The sequence below is a fragment of the Rhodanobacter sp. G1 genome (assembly GCF_055397855.1).
Map to the genome: position 1 here is coordinate 3,480,846 of NZ_AP039674.1, position 21,264 is coordinate 3,502,109.

The following is a 21,264-nucleotide window of genomic DNA, read 5'->3' on the forward strand; positions in this document are numbered from 1 at the left end:
TTGCGGAAAGCGAAGGGGGCGACATGATGTCGCCCCCTTTTTCATGAATCCTCATCGGCGGCGGCTCATCCCGTCCCGTCCCGACGATCATGTCACCGGTCGAAAAGCAAAGAATCAGAGCCTTTGCCGCGGCATCCCATGCAAGCGCAGGCTGAAAGCCACGCCGCTGCCGTCGTCGAGGTTGCGCGCGCTGGCGATGCCGCCGTGGCGCTCGGCCACCAGCCGCACCACGTACAGGCCCAGGCCCAGGTGCGGGGCATCGCCCGGGGTGGCCTTGTCGCGCAAGCTGACCAGCGAATCGAACAGGCGCCCTTGCATGGCCGCGGGCAGTGGCGGGCCTTGGTTCGCCAGCTCGATCTCGGCGCCGCCATCGACGGCGTACAGGCCCAGTCGCAGCCAGCCGTCGAGCGGGGTGAACGAGAGCGCATTGTCGAACAGCTTGTCCAGCGCCTGCGCGATGGGCTCGGGTGCGCAGTGCAGGCGCAACGGCGCATCGGGCAGCACGCAGTCCAGTCGCCGCGCTCCCACCAGCGGACGGTAAGCCTCGGCACAACCGCGCACCACTTCGCGCAGATCCACGTCTTCGGGCTCGGCGGCGGCGATCGCGCGCTCCATCCGGCTGGCTTCACTCATCGCGCGCACTAGCGCGCCCAGCCGCGCCACGCCGTCGCGCGCTCGCGCGAGGTAAGGCTGGGCGTCCGGCGGCAGGTGGCCCTGCTCCAGCAGAATGTGTTCCAGGTTGTCCAGCGAAGACTTCACGATGGCCAGCGGCGTATTCAATTCGTGCGAAAGCTTGGAGGCCAGCGTGCGCAGGTAGTCGGTATAGCCGCCCACCGCCTCGAACAGTTTCTCGAAGCTGCGCGCGAGGTCGCCGATCTCGTCCGGCGCGTCGCTCATCGGGAAGCGACCGCGCGCGAACAGGCCGTCCAGACGTCCATCCGACAGTTGCGCGCGCTCGGCCGCGTTGCGCAGCCGGCCCAGCCGCAGGCTCAGGCGGGTGGCGAAGAACAGCAGGATCGCGCCTGCCACCAGCAGCACCCCGAAGCTGGTGAGCAGCAGGCCGAACAGCGCGCGGTTGGCCAGCAGCGGCACCGCGCGACTGGCCTGCTCGAGCAGCAGCACGCCGGCAGGTTTGCCGTCCTGCTCGATGGGCACGGCAGCGGAGAGCACCACGCTGCCGCGTTCCTCACCGCTGCGCCACACGCTCACCGGCTGGCCGGCGCGCGCGTGCAGCACTTCCGGCGTATCCAGCCGCGGCACGTCCTGCGCCCACAGGTTGGCGTCTTCCAGTCGCGTCGCCAGCAATGAGCGGTAGACCAGGGATGCGAACCAGCCCGGCTGCCCCTGCGCGCCAGGCGCCGTGTAGAGCCTGCCGCTGCGCGCCAGCAGCCAGCCCTGCGGCGACAGCACGCGCGCCTGCGTGCGATCCGGCGCGAGGTTGGCGAGTTCGCCGGAGAGCGCGGCCGAATAATCCAGCAGCGGCCGCGTTTCCGCCGCCATGCTGTCGCCGCCGTCCGCCGCCACGTAGGCGCCGATGCCCAGCGCCTGCAATTGCAGGCTGCGCGGCAGGCGCAGCTCGACGCGGAAGCCGCTGCCGTCCTCTTGCCATTGCGCGGGGAATTCCGCGGGCAGGCCGGCTACGGGTGCGCCCATCGCCCTGGCCACGATCGCACCGGGCGCGTCGCTTTCCAGCAGGTAATGCTGCATGCCGGACGCATTGCCGAGCGCCAGGTTGAGGTGGTCGGCAGCCAGCGCATTCGCGCCATCCATCGTGTCGGCGCGGGTGCGCCGGGTGTCGCGCACCTCGGCATAGAGGTAAAGGTTGTTCGCATCCTCGGCCAGCAACAGCTTGCCGCGCATGCCGAACGGTTGGCTCCATGGCGTCAGCGGCGCCCAGTCGTCGCCGTAGCCGTCCACGGTGATCGGATCGACCGCCTGCTCCACGTACCACGCCGCATCGCCCTGCGGCAGCGGGGCGTGCGTCACCACCAGGCTGCGCGCCACCGCGCGCGCCGAGGCGACCAGCGCCTGCGCCTGCCCCTCGCGCAGCAGCGCCTCCATCTGCCGCACGTACAGCCATCCGGCCACCGGCAACGCCAGCGTGCACAGCGCGACGAGCAGCAGCTTGCGGCGAAGGTTCATCGCTTGTTCGGTTCGACGTCACGCTCGTAGCGCGCACCGGTCGCCACCTGCATGAAGGCGTCGAGCAGCGGGCGCCGCGCGGCGTCGCCGTCGGCGAAGCTCATCGACCAGCTCAGACGGATGCCGCTGGCCCGGCCCGGGTCGCAGAACACCACCACGTCGTCGATGCGGTCGCTGCCCTGGTAGAGCACGCCCGCGCAGGCCATGTGCGGATTGCCGATGCGCAGGTCGGTGGCCTTGCCGCCGGCGTCGCGTTGCAGGTACTGCTTGCGGTCGGCGGCGACTTCATCGGCCAGCGTGGCCAGCTTGCGCGGCCAGGTGTTGAGCACCATCACGCGCTCGGGCTTGCCCGTCCATTCGCCCTGGTAGAGCACAGCGTCGACGCCGATGGCCTTGGCGTACATGCAGCAATCGCGTGTCCAGCCCGGCGGACTCGCCACCGCGACGGCCCATGCCGGCGCATCGCCGTCGCGCACGCCGCGGGCCAGCACGTCGTCGCTGGCTTGCGCCGCCGCGGCGGATACGCAGGAAACGGACAAGGCCAGCGCCAGCCAGCGGCGCGCGCTCACGGCCTCCACCGATAGCCCACGCCATGCACCGTCTCGATGGCGTCGAACTCCGGTGCCACTGCGATGAACTTCTTGCGGATGCGCTTGATGTGCGAGGTGATGGTGGCGTCGTCCACCACCAGCTCGGCCTCGCGCATCAACTGGTCTCGGTTCTTCACGTGGCCGGGGAAGCGGATCAGCGTGTGCACCATCCAGAACTCGGTGACGGTGAGCGGCACCTCCGCACCGTTCCAGGTGATGCGCATGCGCTCGGATTCCATCTTCAGCGGGCCGTGCTCGATCACCGTCTCGCTGGCCATCGGCGCCTTCAGCGACTCGATACGCCGGAACAGCGCGGCGATGCGCGCGGCGAGCTGGTGCAGGCTGGTGTCCTTGCTGAGGTAGTCGTCGGCACCGAGGCGCAGGCCGGAGATCACGTCGAAATCCGAATCGCGCGCGGTGAGGAAGATGATCGGCAGCGTGGCGGATTTCGCGCGTAGCTCGCGGCACAGGTCGAAGCCGCCCTCCGGCTCGTCGCCCAGGCCGATGTCGATGATCACCAGCTCGGGCAGCCTGATCGCGAACGCGTTCGACGCCTCCTGCCGCGAGCCGTAGCCGCGGGTGTCGTAGCCGAAGCGGTTGAGCGCCTCGACGTAGTTGGCGCGGATCAGCGGTTCGTCCTCGACGATGGCAATGCTGCGGCCCATGGGCGGCTCCCTGTTTCGATGTTGCGATGCGATGGGCGCAGCGTGCTATGTGCGCGCCGATGGCGCAAGCCGCATGCCTGCACTGCCCGCGTTTTGCCACGAATGGGCGGCAAGCGGCCCCGAGTCCGCCGCTCGTACGGCCGCGCCCGGGCGTGGAATGCATCCAACGCCCGCCGGAATGCCGCCATGACCCGCAACGATGCCGCCGACCGCGACCCCAACGCCGAACTGCGCGGCTTCGAGCCGCTGCGCGTGACGCTGGCGCTGGGGGCGCTGCTGCTCGGCCTGCTGCTGGGGTTGCACTGACACCATCCCGTGGAAGGCCGGAGTGCGGCCGGTGCGCAGGGAGGCGCGCCGGTCGCGGGGCAGGCAAGCCCCATGCGACGGCCGGTTCCCCCACCTTTCCTTCATGCTGGTGGTTCCTTCGATCCCCTCCACGCGAGGGGATTTTTTTGCGCGCGATCCTCCCGCTTCGTGATTCCGGCACGGAGCCGGCGGCACCTCACCACGGCCAAGCAGATCCTCCAGTAAGAGACCTTCTTGATCCGGCCCGCAAATCGCTTCCGCCGATGTCCTTCGACTCCGCTTCGCTACGCTCAGGACGAACGGTGGATGTATCGTGTTTGCGAGCCGGATCAATAGGTGCTGGATCCCGCGCTTTCGCCAGGATGGCGACAAGAACCCAGCATCACCCCATGCGACTTCCCCGGGAACCATTCCGGCGGAGGCCTGTCTGATCTACCGACTGGCGCCCATCCATTGCCGTGGATGGCGCGGATACGGCGCTTCCCCTCCCCAGTGGCCGCATCCGCGCCAAGGCGCCGGTCAATGGTGTCTCCTCGCACGTCATGCAATGACGTTTGCCCCGGCGCAGCCCTCCTGTGCCGGGGCTTTTTGCCTGCGGTGAACTCAGCCTATGGCCGCGCGCATCGCGGCGATCTCGGCGCGGTAATCCTTCGCGTGGAAGATCGCCGAGCCGGCGACGAAGGTGTCCGCGCCCGCGGCGGCGATGGCGCCGATGTTCTCCGCGGTAACGCCGCCGTCCACCTCCAGCCGCACCGGCAGGCCGCACTCGTCGATCATCCGGCGCACGCGGCGCAGCTTCTCCAGCGCCATCGGGATGAACTTCTGCCCGCCGAAGCCGGGGTTCACCGACATGATGAGCACCAGGTCGAGCTTGTCCAGCACGTAGTCCAGGCAGTCCAGCGAGGTGGCCGGGTTGAACACCAAACCGGCCTTGCAGCCGGAATCCCTGATCAGGCCGATGGTGCGGTCGACGTGCTCGCTGGCCTCGGGGTGGAAGCTGATCAGCGTGGCGCCGGCCTTGGCGAAGTCGGGCACGATGCGATCCACCGGCTTCACCATCAGGTGCACGTCGATGGGCGCGGCGATGCCGTACTTGCGCAGCGACTGCAGCACCATCGGGCCGATGGTGAGGTTGGGCACGTAATGGTTGTCCATCACGTCGAAGTGCACCCAGTCCGCGCCCGCGGCCAGCGCCGCGGCGGTGTCCTCGCCCAGCCGCGCGAAGTCGGCGGCGAGGATGGAGGGGGCGATGATGGATGGTTGCTTGCTCATGCTCGTGCTTCCCGGTTATTTGAAACCGCGTTCCGCCTTGATGCGCTCGTAGGCCGCGTTGATCTCGCTGGCGCGCGCCTCGGCCTGCTTGCGCATCGCCTCGGGCAGGTCGCCGAGACGGTCGGGGTGGTGTTCGGAAATCAGCTTGCGGTAGGCGCGCTTCACCGCGCGGTCGTCGACGCTGCGCTCGATGCCGAGCACGGCGTAGGGATCGGGCCCCTGGGTGTTGCGCTGCGGCGGCACGTAGCCGCCACCGCCGTAGTTCTGGCCACCACCGCGGCCATGCGTGCCGCCCGCGTTCCACGCATAGCCCTTCATCGCCATCAGCGCCATCAGCTCCATGTCGCTGACGCGCAGCGCGAAGGCGAGCTGGCGCAGTATCGCCATCTTCTCCGGCGGCGGATTGCCTTCCGCGATCACGGTGTCGATCACCACGTCCAGCACCGGGAACGCATGGTCGCGCCGCAGGCCAGCCCAGCGGCGCAGGTCGTCGATGGTGGGCGACACGTCGAATTCGGGCTGCTTGCCCGCGTTGAAGCTGGCGATGGCCTGCTGGCGCTGCGCGGCATCCAGCCCCATGCGCGTCATCATGCGTTCGGCGATGGCGATTTCCACCTCGGAAACGCGGCCGTCGGATTTCGCCACCGCGCCGAGCAGGGCGAACAGCGGCCCGACGAAACCGCCCGCTTCCGGCGTGGCCTGCTTGCGCTGGCTGTGGCGCAGGTTGTCGAACACGAAACCGATGACCGCACCGGTGATCGCGCCGGGCAGATGGCCGATCAGCAGGCCGAAGAAGCCGAACCAGAGCGTGTAGCCGAAGCTCATGGCTTGGCCACCCCCGGAGTTTGCGCGCTGTACCAGCGTGCCAGCGCGTCCAGTTCGGCATCGCTGAGCGGGCCGATGGCGGCGCGCATCACCGGCACGTCGCGGCTGCCGTCGCGGTAATGCTTCAGCGCCGCGCGCAGGTAGTCCAGCCGCTGGCCCGCCAGGTTGGGCGCGCCGGGCATCACGGCCGTGCCGGTTTCGCCGTGGCAGGCCGCGCACAGGCCCAGCCGCGACGGCCTGGGCGGCGCCGTTTGCGCCAACCCCGGAAGGGCGACGACGAGGCAGAGTGCCGTGGTCAACAGGATGCGCATCGACGGAAGCTGGGCCAAAGCCGCGAATTCTAGCAGCGCCGCTCATCTTTCACTGCGGCGGCGCCGATGCCAACCGGTACAATGCGCGTTCCCCATGCCTCCACGGAACCGCTGTCGTGCCCACCACCCTGCCGCAATCGAACCTGCCCGGCCTGGAACTGATCCATCGCGGCAAGGTGCGCGACGTCTACGCGCTGGACGACCAACGCCTGCTGATGGTGGCCACCGACCGGCTCTCCGCGTTCGACGTGGTGCTGCCCAACCCGATTCCCGGCAAGGGCGAGATGCTCACGCAGATCTCCAACTTCTGGTTCGGCAAGACCGCGCACCTGATGCCCAACCACCTGCTCGACGTACCACTGGCCGACGTTCTGCCGCCCGGCACCGACCTCGCGCTCTACGCGAAGCGCGCCGTGGTCACCCGCCGCCTGAAGCCGGTACCGGTGGAGGCCATCGCGCGCGGCTACATCATCGGCTCCGGCTGGAAGGACTACCAGCAGACCGGCACGGTGTGCGGCATCGCGCTGCCCGCGGGCCTCAAGCAGGCGCAGCAGCTGCCCGCGCCGATCTTCACTCCCTCGACCAAGGCCGCCGTGGGCGACCACGACGAGAACGTGAGCTTCGATGCCGTGGTGAACGCGGTGGGCCGCGAGCTGGCCGGGCAGGTGCGCGATGCCACGCTGGCCATCTACCAGTGGGCCGCCACCTATGCCGCCGAGCGCGGCATCATCATTGCCGACACCAAGTTCGAGTTCGGCACCGATGCCGACGGCAAGCTCTACGTGATGGACGAGATGCTCACGCCGGACTCCTCGCGCTTCTGGCCCGCCGACAGCTACCAGGTGGGCATCAGCCCGCCCAGCTACGACAAGCAGTTCGTGCGCGACTGGCTGGAAACCCAGCCGTGGAACAAGACCGCGCCCGGCCCGGTGATCCCCGACGAGGTAATTGCGCGCACCGCCGCCAAGTACGCCGAGGCGCTGGAGCGGCTGGCGGGCATCCGGCTGGACTGAAGGGCAAGGGGGATACCCTCTCCTTCTACCCGTCATTCCTGCGCAAGCAGGACAAAAGCGAACGGAGCGCGCGTTGAACAGCCGCAGGCTGGCTCCGCAGGAGCGAGCGCAGCGAGTCATCCAGCGCCGCCGCGCCCAATGACGTGACGGCACCGGATCCCGGCTTTCGCCGGGATGACAAGTAAAATCCGATCGCCCCTGAAAACATCGCGCTCCCGCTTGCGATGCCTGCCATCACCGTGTTGCTATTGCACCCCTGACCCACACGGGGAGCGCACCATGACTACGCAAGCCGCAAACCCGCGCAGCATGCAGGACTGGCTGGACAGCTACAGCAACGACCACCGCAATCCGGTGAACCAGGTCTTTCACTGGTGCTGCGTGCCGCCCATCGTGTGGACGGTGATCGCGCTGCTGTGGACGATCCCGGTGCCGCAGGCGTGGCTGCGTCCCGGCGCCTGGGCGGTGGCGGTGATGGTGCTGGCGTTCTACTGGTACTGGAAGCGTTCGCGCACGCTGGCGCTGGCGCTGTTGATCGCGTTCGCCGCCCTCGGCCTGCTCACCAATTTCCTGTACGTGCAGCTCGGTGCGGCGAACCTGCGTTGGCTCGCCATCGGCGTGTTCGTGGTGGCATGGATCGGCCAGTTCATCGGCCACAAGTTCGAGGGCCGCAAACCCAGCTTCCTCACCGACCTCGCCTACCTGCTGATCGGTCCGGCCTGGCTGATGGCCAAGCTGCTGCGCCGGCTCGGCTTCAAGCACGTCGTATGAATTTCCTCGCCTTCGTCAGCAGCCTGCTGTGGTGGGTGCTCTACGGCAGCATCGGCGCGCTGTTCTGCGCGCTGGTCGCCTGGTCGGTGCTGCGCTGGAGCGAGCGCAGCAGCGTGGTATTCAACCGGGTCTACCTTGCCTGCCTGCTATGGACGCTGCTTGGCTTGCTGCTGGTGGTCGGCGTGGCTTCATATGAAGGCCACCTGCATCCGCCGTTCCATGCACTGCTCACTTCCGGGCTGCTGCGCTGGGCGCTGGTGGTGGACATGTTGGCGGGGGTGCTGCTGCTGTGGCGGTTGACGCCGCGGGTGGATGCGCATCGGGTAAGGCCTGGAAGCGCGTGCCTGGCAGTGGCGGCGGTGATGGCGCTGGGGTTTGGGGTGGCGACCAGTCTGGTTTGAAATCACATGCATGATCCGTCGCGCACTGGACATGCTTGAACGCTGGCAAATGCGAGAAGCTTGAGGAGTCGGATTCGTTCGATCCTGAAGCCAAGAGACATTTGCATAAAGTGTCCAGGCACGCTTCATTCGGGCAAAAAAAGGCCCCTGGAAACCAAGGGCTTTTTGCTTTTGGCCGGGAGACTGGGATTCAACGATTCCGAGCCCGCGCGGCAAATATCCAGGCGTCACAGCACACGACAGCGACGTGGCGGGAACAACTGCTTCAACTGATGTTCCCGACGACATCGACTGACACACGCTCGCCGCAATGCGCTGAGAGCCTCCGTTCGTCAGGCGGCCACCGACTCTTTATCCAGCTGCCACGGCTCGGATGGATCGGCCAGTCGCGCATGTTGCACCAGGATCACTTCGTACTCGGGAGACGAAAGGACGACCTTGGTAGTCACCCGAGTGGCGGCATGCATGTCGCGAGCCAATTGGCGCGCATGCTTGATCGCCGATGCAAAGGAAAGATCTTCAAGGACGGACACATCCTCGCGACAGACGCGCCACAGGCCGCGGGTGTCTTCCATGATGTTGAAGACGATGCTCATGCAGCACTCTCCGGTGATCAGGGAATCGTCTAGCCAGTACCGACAGCACATGGGCATTGTTGGATGCCGACGGTATTAAACCATAACAGTGACGGCCGTCGCATTGTGCAAGAGATACCCGACAAGCGAGGCGGGAGCATGATGAAAACAGGCGCGGTGACATGAGCGCCCTCCTGCCGGCTACCTGCCGGTACGAGGCGTGCTCAAGTGCCCTAAGCCGTTGTGGCGGCTTCAGAAACAAAAAGGCCCCGCCGAAGCGGAGCCTTGATGTTGGCTGGGAGACTAGGATTCGAACCTAGATAGGCAGAGTCAGAGTCTGCAGTCCTACCATTAGACGATCTCCCAAAACCCTGGCGTAGCGGCGCGCTCTGACCTGGAGCGCCGCACGTCGAAGCGCGGTTAGCGCTTCGAGAACTGGGTGGCGCGGCGGGCCTTGTGGAGGCCGACCTTCTTGCGCTCGACCTCGCGGGCGTCGCGGGTCACGAAGCCGGCCTTGCGCAGCGACGACTTCAGGCTTTCATCGTACTCGATCAGCGCGCGGGCGATGCCGAGACGGATCGCGCCGGCCTGGCCGGTGATGCCGCCGCCTTCGACGGTGACCTTGATGTCGAACTTGTCGGTGTTCTGGGTCAGTTCGAGCGGCTGGCGCACGATCATGCGCGAGGTCTCGCGACCGAAGAACTGGTCGAGGGTCTTGCCGTTGACTTCGATCGCGCCGGTGCCCTTGCGCAGGAACACGCGGGCGGCGGAGGTCTTGCGGCGGCCGGTGCCGTAATTCTGCTGAATCGCCATGGTTTTACTCTTAGAAAGTGCGGCCATGGATGGCCGCTTTCACGCGCAGGGACTGCGCAATAAAGCCTTAAACTTCCAGCGCCTGCGGCTGCTGCGCGGTGTGCGGGTGCTCGGCGCCGCCGTACACCTTGAGCTTGCGGTACATCTCGCGGCCCAGTGCGTTCTTCGGCAGCATGCCCTTGACGGCGATCTCGATCACGCGCTCCGGGTGGGTGGCCAGCATGTCCTTCAGACTGGTGGTCTTCAGGTTGCCGACGTAGCCGGTGAAGCGGTGGTACATCTTGTCGTCCAGCTTGGCGCCGGTGACCGCCACCTTCTGCGCGTTGACCACGACGATGTAGTCGCCGGTGTCCACGTGAGGGGTGAACTCAGGCTTGTGCTTGCCGCGCAGGCGACGCGCGATTTCGGTCGACAGGCGACCGAGCGTCTTGTTGGTGGCGTCAACCACGAACCAGTCGCGCTTGACGCTTTCTGCCTTGGCGCTGAAAGTTTTCATTTCGAGATACCCGTATGCCGCCAACGAGGGCGGTTGCACAATAATCGGTGAAGCAAAGGCGCGAGATGATAGCGGAGCCGTCATCGTTGGCGCAAGTCCACCGAGCAGGTGGGCTGTGAGCTGGCAATGATAGCATGTCCCGTGCGCCGCTTGCATAGCCCCCTATCCGGAATGCCCGGCGCGACCACTGGAGGATCGCCCATGAACGCACGTACGCTGAGCCCGCTGGATCGCCTGCTGGCCGGCATCGAACGCGCGCTGGAGACTGTGGCCGGCGCGCCGGAGGCGAATCGCGCCTCGCCCGCGCACGGCACGCCCGACGCGGAGCTGGACGACGCCGAGCGCCGCCACGCCGCCGGCCTGATGCGCATCAACCACACCGGCGAGGTCTGCGCGCAAGCGCTGTACGACGGCCAGGCCGCGCTGGCCCGCAACGACGCGAACCGCGAGCACCTGCTGCACGCCGCCGCCGAGGAAACCGACCATCTCGCCTGGTGCGCCGAGCGCCTGAAGGAACTGGACAGCCGCCCCAGCCTGCTCAACCCGCTGTGGTACGCCGGCAGCTACGCCATCGGCGCGCTGGCCGCGCTGGCCGGCGACCCCGTGAGCCTGGGCTTCGTGGTGGAAACCGAGCGTCAGGTGGAGGCGCACCTGGCTGAACATCTGGAAAAGCTGCCCGCGCAGGACGAACGCTCGCGCGCCGTGCTGGCGCAGATGCAGGAAGACGAGGTGCGCCACGGGCAGGATGCTCGGGCACGCGGCGGCATCGATCTGCCGTTTCCGATCCCGCAGCTGATGCAGGCCAGTTCGATGGTGATGAAGGCGGTGGCGTACCGGGTTTGACGGCTTGGGGAAGGCTTTCGCGAGCGCCCGCCCCTCACCCCGGCCCTCTCCCCAAGGGGGAGAGGGCGAAAGCCCCGCCTCCTGGCGAGCGCCGCTGTTCAAAGAAAAACCCGCCTCTCGGCGGGTTTTTCGTCACATCAGGTTGCGGCCGTGGAACAGCTCCTCGATCTCCCGGCGCAGCAGCGACTCGATGCGCTGGCGCTCCTTGAACGAGAGGTCGTCGGCGTGGGCGTCGAACAGGTAGGTGTCGAGGTCGAAGTCCTTCACGTGCATCTTCGTGTGGAACATGTTTTCCTGGTACACGTTGACGTCGAACATCTCGTACTTCTGGCGGATGTGGCGCGCCAGGTAGTCCTGCACCGAGTTGATCTTGTGGTCGATGAAGTGCTTCTTGCCCTTCACGTCGCGGGTGAAGCCGCGCACGCGGTAGTCGCACACCACGATGTCCGACTCGAAGCTGTCGATCAGGTAGTTCAGCGCCTTCAGCGGCGAGATCACGCCGCAGGTGGCCACGTCGATGTCCGCGCGGAAGGTGGCGATGCCGTTGTGCGGGTGCGTCTCGGGGTAGGTGTGGACGGTGATGTGGCTCTTGTCCATGTGCGCCACCACCGCGCCCGCGATCGAGTCGCGGCCGAGCTTCTCGACGATGGGCTCCTCGGAGATCAGGATGGTCACCGAGGCGCCCTGCGGGTCGTAGTCCTGGCGGGCCACGTTGAGGATGTTGGCGCCGATGATCTCGGCCACGTCGGTGAGGATCTGGGTGAGGCGGTCGGCGTCGTACTGCTCGTCGATGTACTCGATGTAGCGCTGGCGCTGTTCTTCCGACACCGCGTAACAGATGTCGTAGATGTTGAAGCTCAACGCCTTGGTGAGGTTGTTGAAGCCCTGCAGGCGCAGGCGGGGAAGCGGCTTGACCACGGCGACTCTCCATGACCGGATCGACGGTCAGCAGACGAGGCGGGTTAGCAGCAAGGGTCCCCGCGGGAATTCGGGCCATGGGGACCCTTGTCTCCCATGACCCGGTGAACGCCCCGACCACCGGTCGCAAGCGAAAGACTGCGAAGTATGCGGCAAAATTGCCGAAAACAGAACCTCCGTCAATCCGCCCGCGTTTGCCATAATGCGGAATCCGGGGATCGAGCCATCTTCCGAGGGGAACCCAGCACAGTGGCGCTACTCAAATACCAGCTGCAACAGGCCTTCGAGCGCTCCCAGGCGCCGCTGGCCTTCGCCCCGGATCCGGCCTCGATGGAGCGCTTCCTCGCGCTCTGCCACCGCCGCCGCTATCCGAGCAAGACCGCGATCATCCGACCCGGCGACCCGGCCAACACGTTGTATTACGTGATCGAGGGCTCGCTGGCGGTGTGCACCGAGGACGAGCAGGGCCGCGAGCTGATCCTCGCCTACATCAACCGCGGCCAGTTCATCGGCGAGATGGGCCTGTTCGTGGAGCAGGCGCAGCGCGAGTCGGTGGTGCGCACGCGCAGCGTGTGCGAAATGGCCGAAGTCAGCTACGAACGCCTGTTCACCCTGATGAAGGGCCCGCTGGCCGAGGAATGCCCGAAGATCCTGTTCGCCATCGGCTCCCAGCTCACCAACCGCCTGCTGCGCACCTCGCGCCAGGTGAGCCGCATGGCCTTCATGGACGTCACCAGCCGCATCTCGCGCACCCTGCTCGACCTGTGCGAGGAACCGGACGCGATGAGCCATCCGGACGGCACGCAGATCCGCATCTCGCGCCAGGAAGTGAGCCGCATCGTGGGCTGCTCGCGCGAGATGGTCGGCCGCGTGCTCAAGCAGCTGGAGGAACAGGGCATGATCGACGTCTCGGGCAAGACCATCGTGGTGCGCGGCACGCGCTGAAGGCCGTCCGGCTCCGCTACCCTGCCCGCTTCATCCTGCGGGCATGGCGCGGCACGGATCGGGGGCAACGCGCCGGGGCACCCGCCTCAGCCGCAAGGTTCCGGCGCCGGGTGCCCCTGCAGGAAGCCCTGTCCGAATTCGCAACCCATCGCCAGCAGCGCGTCGCGCTGCGCTTCGGTTTCGATGCCTTCGGCGATCACGCCGATGCCCAGCGCACGGGCCAGCGCGAGGATCGCCAGCACCACGTTGTTGGCGCCGGCGGCTGCGGCGGAATCCAGTTCGCGCACGAACACCTGGTCGATCTTCAGCTTGCCCAACGGCAGCGAGTGCAGGTAGCTCAACGAGGAATAGCCGGTGCCGAAATCGTCCAGCGCCGTCTGCACCCCCGCCGCGCGCAGGCGCTCCAGCGTGGCGCGCACCAGCACCGGATCGTCGAGCAGCGCGCCCTCGGTCAGCTCGATCAGCAGGCGCTCCGGCGGCAGCCCGCTGCGCGCCACCAGCTGCAGCAGGCGGCGGTCGAAATCCGCGTGGCGCAGGTGCAGCGGCGAGACGTTGATCGTCACGAAGCCGGTGCCGGCATCCGGCCGGGCCATGCGCTCGCAGACCATGCCGTACATCTGCCAGTCGATGGCTTCGAGCTGGCCGCAGTCGTGTGCCACGCGCACGAAGTCGCCCGGCGGCAGCAGGCCGCGGCGCGGGTGGTTCCAGCGCAGCAGTGCCTCGTGCCCCACCACCTCGCCGGTGTCCAGCCGGAAGATGGGCTGGTAATACGGCGTGAACTCGCCGTGCTGCAGGGCGTGGCGCAGCTCGACCTCCAGCGCCAGCTCGTCCACCGCGTTGCGCGCCATCGTCTCGTCGAACAGCGCGTAGCGGCCTCGCCCCATCTGCTTGGCGCGGTACAGCGCGATGTCGGCGTCGCGCAGCAGGGCATCGGCGCGCTCGTGGCGGCCGGCAATGGCGATGCCCACGCTGGCCGAAGGCTCCAGCTCGCGGCCGCCGATGGACAGCGGCTGCCGCAGCGCCTGCAGCACGCCCTGCGCCATGCGCTCGGCCACCACCGGCTCGACCACGGCGTCCAGCAGTATCGCGAACTCGTCGCCGGCCAGCCGCGCCACCACGTCCGGCGCGACCACGCAGGCGCGCAGGCGATTCGCCACCGCCTGCAGGAAAGCGTCGCCGGCCAGGTGGCCCAGGCTGTCGTTGATCACCTTGAAGCGATCCACGTCCAGGTACAGCAGCGCGCAGGGGGCTCCCGTCGACAGCCGCGCCAGCCGCTCGCCCAGCCGTTCGCGCAGGAAGCCGCGGTTCGGCAGGCCGGTGAGCGGGTCGTGCATCACCTCGTGGCGCAACTGCCGCTGGATCTGCTCGCGCTCGGCGATCTGCTCGCGCAGCTCGCGGGTGCGCTCCTCCACCCTGTGCTCCAGCTGCAGGTTGGCCTGCAGCAGCGCCGTGGCGGCGCGCCGGCGCTGGATGCTGTTGGCGATCTGCATCGCGGCGAAGCTGAGCAGTTCCTGGTCGGCGATGCCGAAATAGGTTTCGTCGCCGTAGCTCTGCACGGTGACCACGCCGATCACCTTTTCGCCCGCGCGCAGCGGCACGCCCAGCCAGGACGACGACGGCGTGCCGATGATGCTGGGCACCACTTCGCCCGCCGCCGCCAGCGCGTCGAGCTCGTGCCGGTTGGCCAGCAGCGGCCTGCCGGTGCGCAGCACGTAGGCGGTGACGCCGTGCTCCATCGGCACGCCGAACGCGCTCTGCACGCCGGCATCCACGTAGTAGGGGAAATCCAGCCATTGCCGCTGCTCGTCGAGCAGGGCGATGTAGAAGTTCGACGCATCGAGCAGGCTGCCCACCTCGGCGTGCACGTGCCGGTAGAACGCGCCTTCGTCGATGTCGGCCGTGCCCAGTTCGGCCAGCCGGAACAGCACCGACTGCAGGCGCTCGGCACGCTGGCGCTCCTGCACTTCCTCCTGCAACTCGCGGTTGGCGGCAGCCAGCTCGCTGGTGCGCTGCTGCACCCTGCGCTCCAGCTCGTCCTTGCTCTGCTTGCGTTCCAGCGCGGTGAGCACGTGCTGGGCGACGAACTCCAGCACCGCGCGATCCTCGCTGGTGTAGCCGATGCCCGGCCGGTAGCTCTGCACCACCAGCGCGCCATGCACGCGGCCATCCCGCAGCATCGGCACGCCCAGCCAGTCCACGCTGTCCGTGCCGATCACCTCCAGCGGCCCGCTGGTCTGCTCGGCCAGCTGCTCGGGGCTGCCCATCATCGGCTTGCCGTGCACGAGCAGATGCCAAGTGAGCGAGCCGCGCATCGCGTCCAGCGACTCCTCGCGCACGATTTCGGGCCCCTCGGCGTCCACCGTGTCGGCGTAATAGAGGAAGCGCGTGGTGCCGCGCTCGGCGTCGTGCCGCACGATGTAGAAGTTCTCCGCGTACATCAGCGTGCCGACGATGCCGTGGATGCCGCGCAGCAACTCGTCCATGTCGCGGTCGGCGCCGGCCAGGTCGGAGATGGCGAACAACGCGCGCTGCAGGTTCTCCGAGCGTTCCAGCTGGTCGTGCGAATCGTGCAGTTCGCCCAGCGCCAGCAGTTGCTGCAGCTGCCGCCCGGCCAGCGCGAGGCAAGGCGCCAGCGCCTCGCGCAGTTGCTGCCCGGCCTGCGCATCCGCCGGCGCCAGCGTCAGCACGGCAGGCACGCCCGGCGCCAGCCGTATCGCCAACTCGCCGTCCGCGGAAGCCGGGGCCTCGTCGTTGTCGCCCGACGCGTGCAGCCACGCCGCCATCCGCACGTCGGGCGTGCCCCGGGTGGCGCGACACTCGCCCCGCTCCAGCCATGCCACGCGGGCGTCGCCACCGGCCGGACACATGCGCACCAGATCCACCGTCAACTCGGCCACCGCCCGTGGCGTGGTTGCGCCGATCAGCCGCCCCAGCCAAGCCAGTTGGTCGGCCTCGCCCGGAATCGCAACATGCGGCCTGTGGAGTTGATTCATGCGCGGATGATTCCCCCTGCGGCCGATGGTAGCGCGCCGCCACGGCGTCGCCCAGCATGAACCCGTGAAGGCCGCGCCCGCTAGAATGACCGGCCCGCCCCGGACTGCCGCATGCTCGTCGACACCACCAAGGACGCCATCCGCGCCGCCTATGCGCGCCTGAAAGACGGCCTGCCGGGCTTCCGCCCGCGCGCCTCGCAGGGAAAGATGATCGCCGAGGTGGCCAAGGCGCTGGCCAGCGAGGGCGGCGTCGCCGCGATCGAGGCGCCCACCGGCACCGGCAAGTCCATGGCCTACCTGATCGCCGGCCACGAAGTGGCGCGCGCGCAGAAGAAGAAGCTGCTGATCGCCACCGCCACCGTGGCGCTGCAGGAACAACTGGTGGAGCGCGACATTCCGCTCTACCTACAGCTCTCCGGCCACACGGCCAAGGTGGCGTTGGCCAAGGGCCGCGGCCGTTATCTATGCCCGCGCAACCTGGCGATGGCGCACAACAGCCTCGCCGGCCCGACGCAGGCGGGCTTCGGCTTCGACGCCGACCTGGCGCTGTGGAGCAAGCCGCCCGCGGAGCGCGACAAACAGGCCCTGGCCAAGCTCGCGCAGGCCTTCGACGAGGGCAAATGGAACGGCGACATGGATGCCGCGCCCGAGCCGGTGGGCGACCTGCTGCGCCCCATGCTCACCACCAGCGCCGGCGGCTGCACCAACCGCAAGTGCGGCCACTTCATGATCTGCCCGTTCTTCGCGGCGCGCCGCGCGGTGGACGACGCCGACATCATCGTGGCCAACCAGGATCTGGTGCTGGCCGACCTCACCATGCCGGGCGAGGACGACAACTGGGGCGGCGTGATCCTGCCGCGCCCGGACGAGACGCTGTACGTGTTCGACGAGGCCCACCATATCCCCGGCAAGGCCATCGACCGCGGCGCTTCGGACGTGCACCTGGCCAGCACCGTGCGCCAGCTGAGCCGGCTCGGGCGGCAGGTGCACGCGGCCTACTCGCTCACCGACAAGGAAAACCTCGGCAAGCTCACGCTGGATGCCGGCGACGCGAAGCTGCAGGAGTTGAGCGATTCGCTCGAAGCGCTGGAGAAGGAGATCCGCCTCGGCTGGCTGCCCGATCCCGCCGAGAGCGAGCCGATGTACCGCGGCTCGCTGGGCCGCCTGCCCGAGGCCTGGGTCGAACACGCGCGCCTGCTCAGCCTGCAGACCGGCGAGGTGCAGCGCTGGCTCGCCGCGGTGCGCCGCGCCGTGGTGGAGATGACCGACGGCGGCCCCACCCAGGAAGCGCTGTCGCGCGAGCTGGGCATCGCGCTGGAACGCATCGGCAAGCAGGCTTCCTGCTGGCAGGCATGGGCGACCGAAGATCCCGACAAGGTGCCGCCGCTGGCGCGCTGGGTCACGCTCACCGGCGACCAGCAACTGGTCTGCCATGCCTCGGCGGTGTCCGCCGCCGGGCTGCTGCGCAGCGTGCTATGGGGCAATGCCAGTGGCGTGGCGCTCACCTCGGCCACCTTGAGCGCGGGCGGCAACTTCCGCGGCTACGCCGACGCGGTGGGCCTGCCCGACGACGCGGTGACGCTGAGCCTGCCCTCGCCCTTCGACCTCGCCGCGCAGGCCCAGCTCGAAGTGCCGGCGATGGACGCACTGCCCGACGCACGCGAGGAACACGCGCAGGCGATCAGCGACTGGCTGGCCGAGCATCTGGACTGGAACGCGGGCAACCTGGTGCTATTCACCTCGCGCGCCAAGCTCGACCGCGTGCTGCAACGCCTGCCGATCGACAAGGTGCGCAAGGTGCGCGCGCAGGGTTCGCTGGGCAAGACGCAACTGATCGCCGAGCACGTCGCCGACGTGGAGGCCGGCAAGGGCAGCACGCTGTTCGGCCTTGCCAGCTTCGGCGAAGGCCTCGACCTGCCCGGCAAGCTGTGCGAGACGGTGGTCATCACCCAACTGCCGTTCGCCGTGCCCACCGACCCGGTGGGCGCCACCTATGCCGAGTGGCTGGAATCGCGCGGCCGCAATCCCTTCATCGAGGTGAGCATCCCCGAGGCCACCCGCCTGCTCACCCAGTACTGCGGCCGGCTTATCCGCAACGAGAGCGACACCGGCCGCATCGTGCTGCTGGATCGCCGCGTGGTCACCAAACGCTACGGCGCCGGCATGCTGCGCGCGCTGCCGCCGTTCAGGCGGGTGATCGAGCGCTAGGCGCGGCGTCCTGGCGGCGCTTGCCGCCGAAGCGTTGCTGCAGCTTGTCCATGTAGAGGTAGATCACCGGCGTCAGGTACAGGGTGAGCACCTGCGACACCACCAGGCCGCCCACCACCGCCAGGCCCAGCGGGCGGCGCGAGGAGGCGCCCGCGCCGATGCCCAGCGCGATCGGCAGGGTGCCGGCGAACGCGGCCATGGTGGTCATCATGATCGGGCGGAAGCGCACGTGGCAGGCCTCCACGATGGCCTCCGCCGGCGACATGCCTTCCTCGCGCTGCCGCTCCAGCGCGAAGTCGATCAGCATGATCGCGTTCTTCTTCACGATGCCGATCAGCATCACGATGCCCACGAAGGAGAACAGATCCAGCGGCGCGCGGAAGATCATCAGCGTGAGCAGCGCGCCCACGCCCGCGGCGGGCAGGCCGGAGAGGATCGTCAGCGGATGGATGAAGCTCTCGTACAGGATGCCCAGCACCAGGTAGATCACGAACAGCGCCAGCGCCAGCAACAGGCCCATGCCCTGCATCGACTGCTCGAACGCCTGCGCGGTGCCCTGCACGCTGCCGGTGATGGAGGCGGGCAGGTCGAGTTGGCGCATCGCGCCGTCGATCTCGTTCACCGCCTGGCTGAGGCTGACGCCGGGAGCGAGGTTGAACGAGATCGTCACCGCCGGCAGCTCGCCCTGGTGGTTCACCGTGAGCGGCTGCGAAGTGCGCGTGAAGCTGGCCACCGTGCTCAGCGGCACCAGCGCGCCGGTGTTCGACGTCACGTAGAGCTGCGACAGCACCGCCGGATCGTTCTGCAGCGCGTACTTCACCTGCAGGATCACCCAGTACTGCGTGGCCGCGCCGTAGATGGTGGAGACCTGGCCCTCGCCGAACGCGGTGCCCAGCGCGTTCTGCACCTGGTACATGGTGAGGCCGAGCGGCGCCAGCTTGGCGCGATCCACCTTCACGTCGATCGCCGGGCCGTTGAGGTCGAGGTCGCTGGTGACGTCCTGGAAGCCGGGCAATTTCGCAAACGCGTCGAGCACCTTGCCCGACTCGGCGTACAGCGCGTCGAGGTCGGTCGATTGCAGCGTGTACTGATACTCCGCCTTCGACGCGCGGCCGCCTACCTGGATCGCCGGCGGGTTCTGGATGTAGGCGCGGATGCCCGGAACCTTGGCGAACTTCGGCCGCAGCTCCTGGATGATCTGCTCGGGATCCAGCTTGCGCTCGCCGGCCGGCTTCAGCCGCATGAAGATCGAGCCGTTGTTGGTGGTGGTGCGCGAGCCGCCCGAACCCACCGAGGACATGTAGGAGGCGATGTTCGGATCCTTGCCCACAATGGCCGCCAGCTGCTGCTGGCGCGCGCTCATGCCGGCGATGGAGATGTCGTCCGGGCCTTCGGTGTTGACGATCAGCTGGCCGGTGTCGCCGGCGGGGATGAAATCCTTGTTCACCACGTAGAACAGCGCCACGGTGGCGAGCAGGCTGGCGAAGAACACTCCGAGCACCACGCGCGGGCGCGCCACCGCCCAGGCCAGCGAACGGTTGTAGCCATCGCGCACGTGGTTGAAGCCGCGGTCGAAGGCCAGCGCCACGCGCGACTTGTGCTCGTGCTCCGCATGCTTCACGAAGCGGCTGCACAGCATCGGCGTGAGCGTGATCGAGACGAAGCCGGAGATCAGGATCGCGGTGGAAATCACCACCGCGAACTCGTGGAACAGCCGGCCCACGATGCCGCCCATGAACATCACCGGCAGGAACACCGCCACCAGCGACAGCGTCATCGAGAAGATGGTGAAGCCGATCTCGCCGGATCCCTTGATCGAGGCCTCGTACGGATCCATGCCGGCCTCGACGTGACGCACGATGTTCTCCAGCATCACGATCGCGTCGTCCACCACGAAGCCCACCACCAGGGTGAGCGCCAGCAGCGAGAGGTTGTCCAGGCTGTAGCCCAGCGCGTACATCACGCCGAACGTGCCGATCACCGACACCGGCAGCGCCAGCGCGGGGATCAGCGTGGCCGAGGCGTTGCCGAGGAACAGGTAGATCACCAGCACCACCAGCACGCCGGCCAGCAGCAGGGTGAACTGCACGTCGTCCACCGAGGCGCGGATCGAATCGGAGCGGTCGTACAGCGTCTGCAGCTTGATCGACGGCGGCAGCGTGGCCTCGAACTGCGGCAGCACCGCGCGGATGCGGTCGATGGTGGCCACGGTGTTGGAGCCGGGCTGGCGGTCGATCGCCAGCACCACCGCGCGCTTGCCGTTGAACCAGCTCGCCACCTGGTCGTTCTGCACGCCGTCCTCGGCCTTGCCGAGCTGCGACAGCGTCACCGGCGCGCCGTTGCGCCACGCCACCACGATGTCGTTGTACGGCGCCGCCTGCTGCAACTGCCCGTTCGACTTCACCTGCAGCAGCTGGCGCGCACCGTTGAGCGAACCGGTGGCGAGGTTGACGTTGGCGTTCGCCACGGCCTGCTGCAGCGTGTCGATGCCGATGCCGTTGGCGGCGAGCTTCGCCGGGTCGATGCTGATGCGCACGGCGTACTTCTGCGAGCCGAACACGCTCACCTGCGCCACGCCCTCGATCATCGACAGCTCCTGCGCCAGCTGCGTCTCGCCGTATTGATCCACGGTGGACAGCGGCAGCGTGTCGGAACTGAGCGCGAGGTAGAGGATGGCCTTGTCCGCCGGGTTCACCTTGCGGAAGGTGGGCGGCGTGGGCATGTTGGTGGGCAGCTGGCGCTGCGCCGCCGAGATCGCCGCCTGCACGTCCTGCGCGGCGCCGTCGATGTTGCGGCTGAGGTCGAAGGTCAGCGTGATCGAGGTCGAGCCCAGCGCGCTGGTCGAGGTCATCTGGCTGATGCCGGCGATGGTGGAGAACTGGTTCTCCAGCGGCGTGGCCACCGCGGTCGCCATCGTCTCCGGCGAGGCGCCGGGCAGGCTCGCGCTCACCGAGATGGTGGGGAAGTCCACGTTCGGCAGCTCGTTCACCGGCAGCTTCGGATACGCCGCCACGCCGAACACGACCAGCGCGATCATCAGCAGCGCCGTCATCACCGGACGGCGGATGCACAGGGCGGGAAGGTTCAAAGGGCACAACCTCCATGCGAGCAGCGCATTCCAAGGTCACCGTGCCGCCAAACAGGCGAACCCGCACGGCCCGTTCGCCCCCTCTCCCC

The 21,264-nt window shown here is 68.0% G+C and carries 18 protein-coding genes and 1 tRNA gene; 6 read left to right on the plus strand and 13 right to left on the minus strand.

Translation table 11 applies throughout. From position 1 onward, the window contains the following. Positions 1 to 114: 114 nt before the first annotated feature. From ACZ5Z2_RS15435 to ACZ5Z2_RS15460, 6 genes are all read right to left on the minus strand, one after another. Entirely contained in the window at positions 115 to 2,142 is a 2,028-nt protein-coding gene (locus tag ACZ5Z2_RS15435; RefSeq protein WP_464759446.1) for an ATP-binding protein, read from the minus strand. Continuing rightward, positions 2,139 to 2,711 carry a hypothetical protein gene (locus ACZ5Z2_RS15440; RefSeq protein WP_464759447.1) on the minus strand — a complete coding sequence of 191 codons (573 nt, stop codon included), beginning with the start codon at positions 2,709 to 2,711 and terminating at the stop codon, positions 2,139 to 2,141. Before ACZ5Z2_RS15440 ends, ACZ5Z2_RS15435 begins: the two co-directional genes overlap by 4 nt. Beyond that, positions 2,708 to 3,397 carry a proteobacterial dedicated sortase system response regulator gene (gene pdsR / locus ACZ5Z2_RS15445; protein WP_464759448.1) on the minus strand — a complete coding sequence of 230 codons (690 nt, stop codon included), beginning with the start codon at positions 3,395 to 3,397 and terminating at the stop codon, positions 2,708 to 2,710. Before pdsR ends, ACZ5Z2_RS15440 begins: the two co-directional genes overlap by 4 nt. 909 nt (positions 3,398 to 4,306) lie before the next feature. Then, the gene (gene rpe / locus ACZ5Z2_RS15450) at positions 4,307 to 4,975 is read right to left on the minus strand and encodes a ribulose-phosphate 3-epimerase (RefSeq protein ID WP_464759449.1); all 669 of its coding nucleotides are present in this window, start codon (positions 4,973 to 4,975) and stop codon (positions 4,307 to 4,309) included. A gap of 15 nt (positions 4,976 to 4,990) precedes the next feature. Then, positions 4,991 to 5,800 (minus strand): co-chaperone DjlA, encoded by an 810-nt coding sequence (gene djlA, locus ACZ5Z2_RS15455; protein ID WP_464759450.1) that lies wholly within the window; start codon positions 5,798 to 5,800, stop codon positions 4,991 to 4,993. After that, positions 5,797 to 6,111, minus strand: a complete 315-nt coding sequence (locus ACZ5Z2_RS15460; RefSeq protein WP_464759451.1) for a c-type cytochrome — start codon at positions 6,109 to 6,111, stop codon at positions 5,797 to 5,799. The genes djlA and ACZ5Z2_RS15460 overlap by 4 nt, the downstream gene beginning before the upstream one ends. Positions 6,112 to 6,227: 116 nt before the next feature. Between ACZ5Z2_RS15460 and ACZ5Z2_RS15465 the strand changes: the two genes are divergently transcribed. From ACZ5Z2_RS15465 to ACZ5Z2_RS15475, 3 genes are all read left to right on the plus strand, one after another. Continuing rightward, positions 6,228 to 7,124, plus strand: coding sequence for a phosphoribosylaminoimidazolesuccinocarboxamide synthase (locus ACZ5Z2_RS15465; RefSeq protein WP_464759452.1), 897 nt, complete (start codon positions 6,228 to 6,230; stop codon positions 7,122 to 7,124). Positions 7,125 to 7,403: 279 nt separating this feature from the next. Then, positions 7,404 to 7,895 carry an Mpo1 family 2-hydroxy fatty acid dioxygenase gene (locus ACZ5Z2_RS15470; RefSeq protein ID WP_464759453.1) on the plus strand — a complete coding sequence of 164 codons (492 nt, stop codon included), beginning with the start codon at positions 7,404 to 7,406 and terminating at the stop codon, positions 7,893 to 7,895. Next, the gene (locus ACZ5Z2_RS15475) at positions 7,892 to 8,296 is read left to right on the plus strand and encodes a hypothetical protein (protein WP_464759454.1); all 405 of its coding nucleotides are present in this window, start codon (positions 7,892 to 7,894) and stop codon (positions 8,294 to 8,296) included. The genes ACZ5Z2_RS15470 and ACZ5Z2_RS15475 overlap by 4 nt, the downstream gene beginning before the upstream one ends. 332 nt (positions 8,297 to 8,628) lie before the next feature. On the opposite strand, the gene ACZ5Z2_RS15480 is transcribed toward ACZ5Z2_RS15475, so the two are convergent. The 4 genes from ACZ5Z2_RS15480 to rplM form a co-directional block, all read right to left on the minus strand. After that, positions 8,629 to 8,892, minus strand: a complete 264-nt coding sequence (locus tag ACZ5Z2_RS15480; RefSeq protein WP_464759455.1) for a hypothetical protein — start codon at positions 8,890 to 8,892, stop codon at positions 8,629 to 8,631. Positions 8,893 to 9,163: 271 nt separating this feature from the next. Beyond that, positions 9,164 to 9,237, minus strand: a tRNA-Gln gene (locus tag ACZ5Z2_RS15485). A gap of 54 nt (positions 9,238 to 9,291) precedes the next feature. Further along, the gene (rpsI, locus tag ACZ5Z2_RS15490; protein ID WP_077484758.1) at positions 9,292 to 9,684 is read right to left on the minus strand and encodes a 30S ribosomal protein S9; all 393 of its coding nucleotides are present in this window, start codon (positions 9,682 to 9,684) and stop codon (positions 9,292 to 9,294) included. A 67-nt stretch (positions 9,685 to 9,751) separates the two neighbouring features. Then, positions 9,752 to 10,180, minus strand: a complete 429-nt coding sequence (gene rplM / locus ACZ5Z2_RS15495) for a 50S ribosomal protein L13 (protein ID WP_192107329.1) — start codon at positions 10,178 to 10,180, stop codon at positions 9,752 to 9,754. 201 nt (positions 10,181 to 10,381) lie between these two features. Here rplM and coq7 point away from each other — a divergent pair, with 201 nt between their 5' ends. Beyond that, positions 10,382 to 11,023 (plus strand): 2-polyprenyl-3-methyl-6-methoxy-1,4-benzoquinone monooxygenase, encoded by a 642-nt coding sequence (gene coq7 / locus ACZ5Z2_RS15500; protein ID WP_464759456.1) that lies wholly within the window; start codon positions 10,382 to 10,384, stop codon positions 11,021 to 11,023. Between the two features lie 132 nt (positions 11,024 to 11,155). Here coq7 and speD read toward each other — a convergent pair whose 3' ends face one another. Next, positions 11,156 to 11,941 carry an adenosylmethionine decarboxylase gene (gene speD, locus ACZ5Z2_RS15505; protein ID WP_192162830.1) on the minus strand — a complete coding sequence of 262 codons (786 nt, stop codon included), beginning with the start codon at positions 11,939 to 11,941 and terminating at the stop codon, positions 11,156 to 11,158. Positions 11,942 to 12,190: 249 nt separating this feature from the next. On the opposite strand from speD, the gene crp reads away from it, so the two are divergent. Continuing rightward, positions 12,191 to 12,886, plus strand: coding sequence for a cAMP-activated global transcriptional regulator CRP (crp, locus tag ACZ5Z2_RS15510; protein ID WP_464759457.1), 696 nt, complete (start codon positions 12,191 to 12,193; stop codon positions 12,884 to 12,886). Positions 12,887 to 12,972: 86 nt separating this feature from the next. On the opposite strand, the gene ACZ5Z2_RS15515 is transcribed toward crp, so the two are convergent. Further along, positions 12,973 to 15,879, minus strand: coding sequence for a bifunctional diguanylate cyclase/phosphodiesterase (locus tag ACZ5Z2_RS15515; RefSeq protein ID WP_464759458.1), 2,907 nt, complete (start codon positions 15,877 to 15,879; stop codon positions 12,973 to 12,975). A gap of 111 nt (positions 15,880 to 15,990) precedes the next feature. Here ACZ5Z2_RS15515 and dinG point away from each other — a divergent pair, with 111 nt between their 5' ends. Then, complete coding sequence (dinG, locus tag ACZ5Z2_RS15520; protein WP_464759459.1) at positions 15,991 to 18,087, plus strand: ATP-dependent DNA helicase DinG; 2,097 nt, start codon at positions 15,991 to 15,993, stop codon at positions 18,085 to 18,087. On the opposite strand, the gene ACZ5Z2_RS15525 is transcribed toward dinG, so the two are convergent. Then, positions 18,065 to 21,175, minus strand: a complete 3,111-nt coding sequence (locus tag ACZ5Z2_RS15525) for an efflux RND transporter permease subunit (protein ID WP_464759460.1) — start codon at positions 21,173 to 21,175, stop codon at positions 18,065 to 18,067. The two genes, dinG and ACZ5Z2_RS15525, sit on opposite strands and share 23 nt — an antisense overlap. Positions 21,176 to 21,264: the final 89 nt, after the last annotated feature.

Coding starts and splice junctions, on each gene's coding strand:
- rplM (WP_192107329.1), bottom strand. CDS start 10,180: ATGAAAACTTTCAGCGCCAAGGCAGAAAGCGTCAAGCGCGACTGGTTC.
- coq7 (WP_464759456.1), top strand. CDS start 10,382: ATGAACGCACGTACGCTGAGCCCGCTGGATCGCCTGCTGGCCGGCATC.
- ACZ5Z2_RS15435 (WP_464759446.1), bottom strand. CDS start 2,142: ATGAACCTTCGCCGCAAGCTGCTGCTCGTCGCGCTGTGCACGCTGGCG.
- ACZ5Z2_RS15480 (WP_464759455.1), bottom strand. CDS start 8,892: ATGAGCATCGTCTTCAACATCATGGAAGACACCCGCGGCCTGTGGCGC.
- ACZ5Z2_RS15470 (WP_464759453.1), top strand. CDS start 7,404: ATGACTACGCAAGCCGCAAACCCGCGCAGCATGCAGGACTGGCTGGAC.
- rpsI (WP_077484758.1), bottom strand. CDS start 9,684: ATGGCGATTCAGCAGAATTACGGCACCGGCCGCCGCAAGACCTCCGCC.
- rpe (WP_464759449.1), bottom strand. CDS start 4,975: ATGAGCAAGCAACCATCCATCATCGCCCCCTCCATCCTCGCCGCCGAC.
- ACZ5Z2_RS15460 (WP_464759451.1), bottom strand. CDS start 6,111: ATGCGCATCCTGTTGACCACGGCACTCTGCCTCGTCGTCGCCCTTCCG.
- ACZ5Z2_RS15475 (WP_464759454.1), top strand. CDS start 7,892: ATGAATTTCCTCGCCTTCGTCAGCAGCCTGCTGTGGTGGGTGCTCTAC.
- ACZ5Z2_RS15515 (WP_464759458.1), bottom strand. CDS start 15,879: ATGAATCAACTCCACAGGCCGCATGTTGCGATTCCGGGCGAGGCCGAC.
- pdsR (WP_464759448.1), bottom strand. CDS start 3,397: ATGGGCCGCAGCATTGCCATCGTCGAGGACGAACCGCTGATCCGCGCC.
- dinG (WP_464759459.1), top strand. CDS start 15,991: ATGCTCGTCGACACCACCAAGGACGCCATCCGCGCCGCCTATGCGCGC.
- djlA (WP_464759450.1), bottom strand. CDS start 5,800: ATGAGCTTCGGCTACACGCTCTGGTTCGGCTTCTTCGGCCTGCTGATC.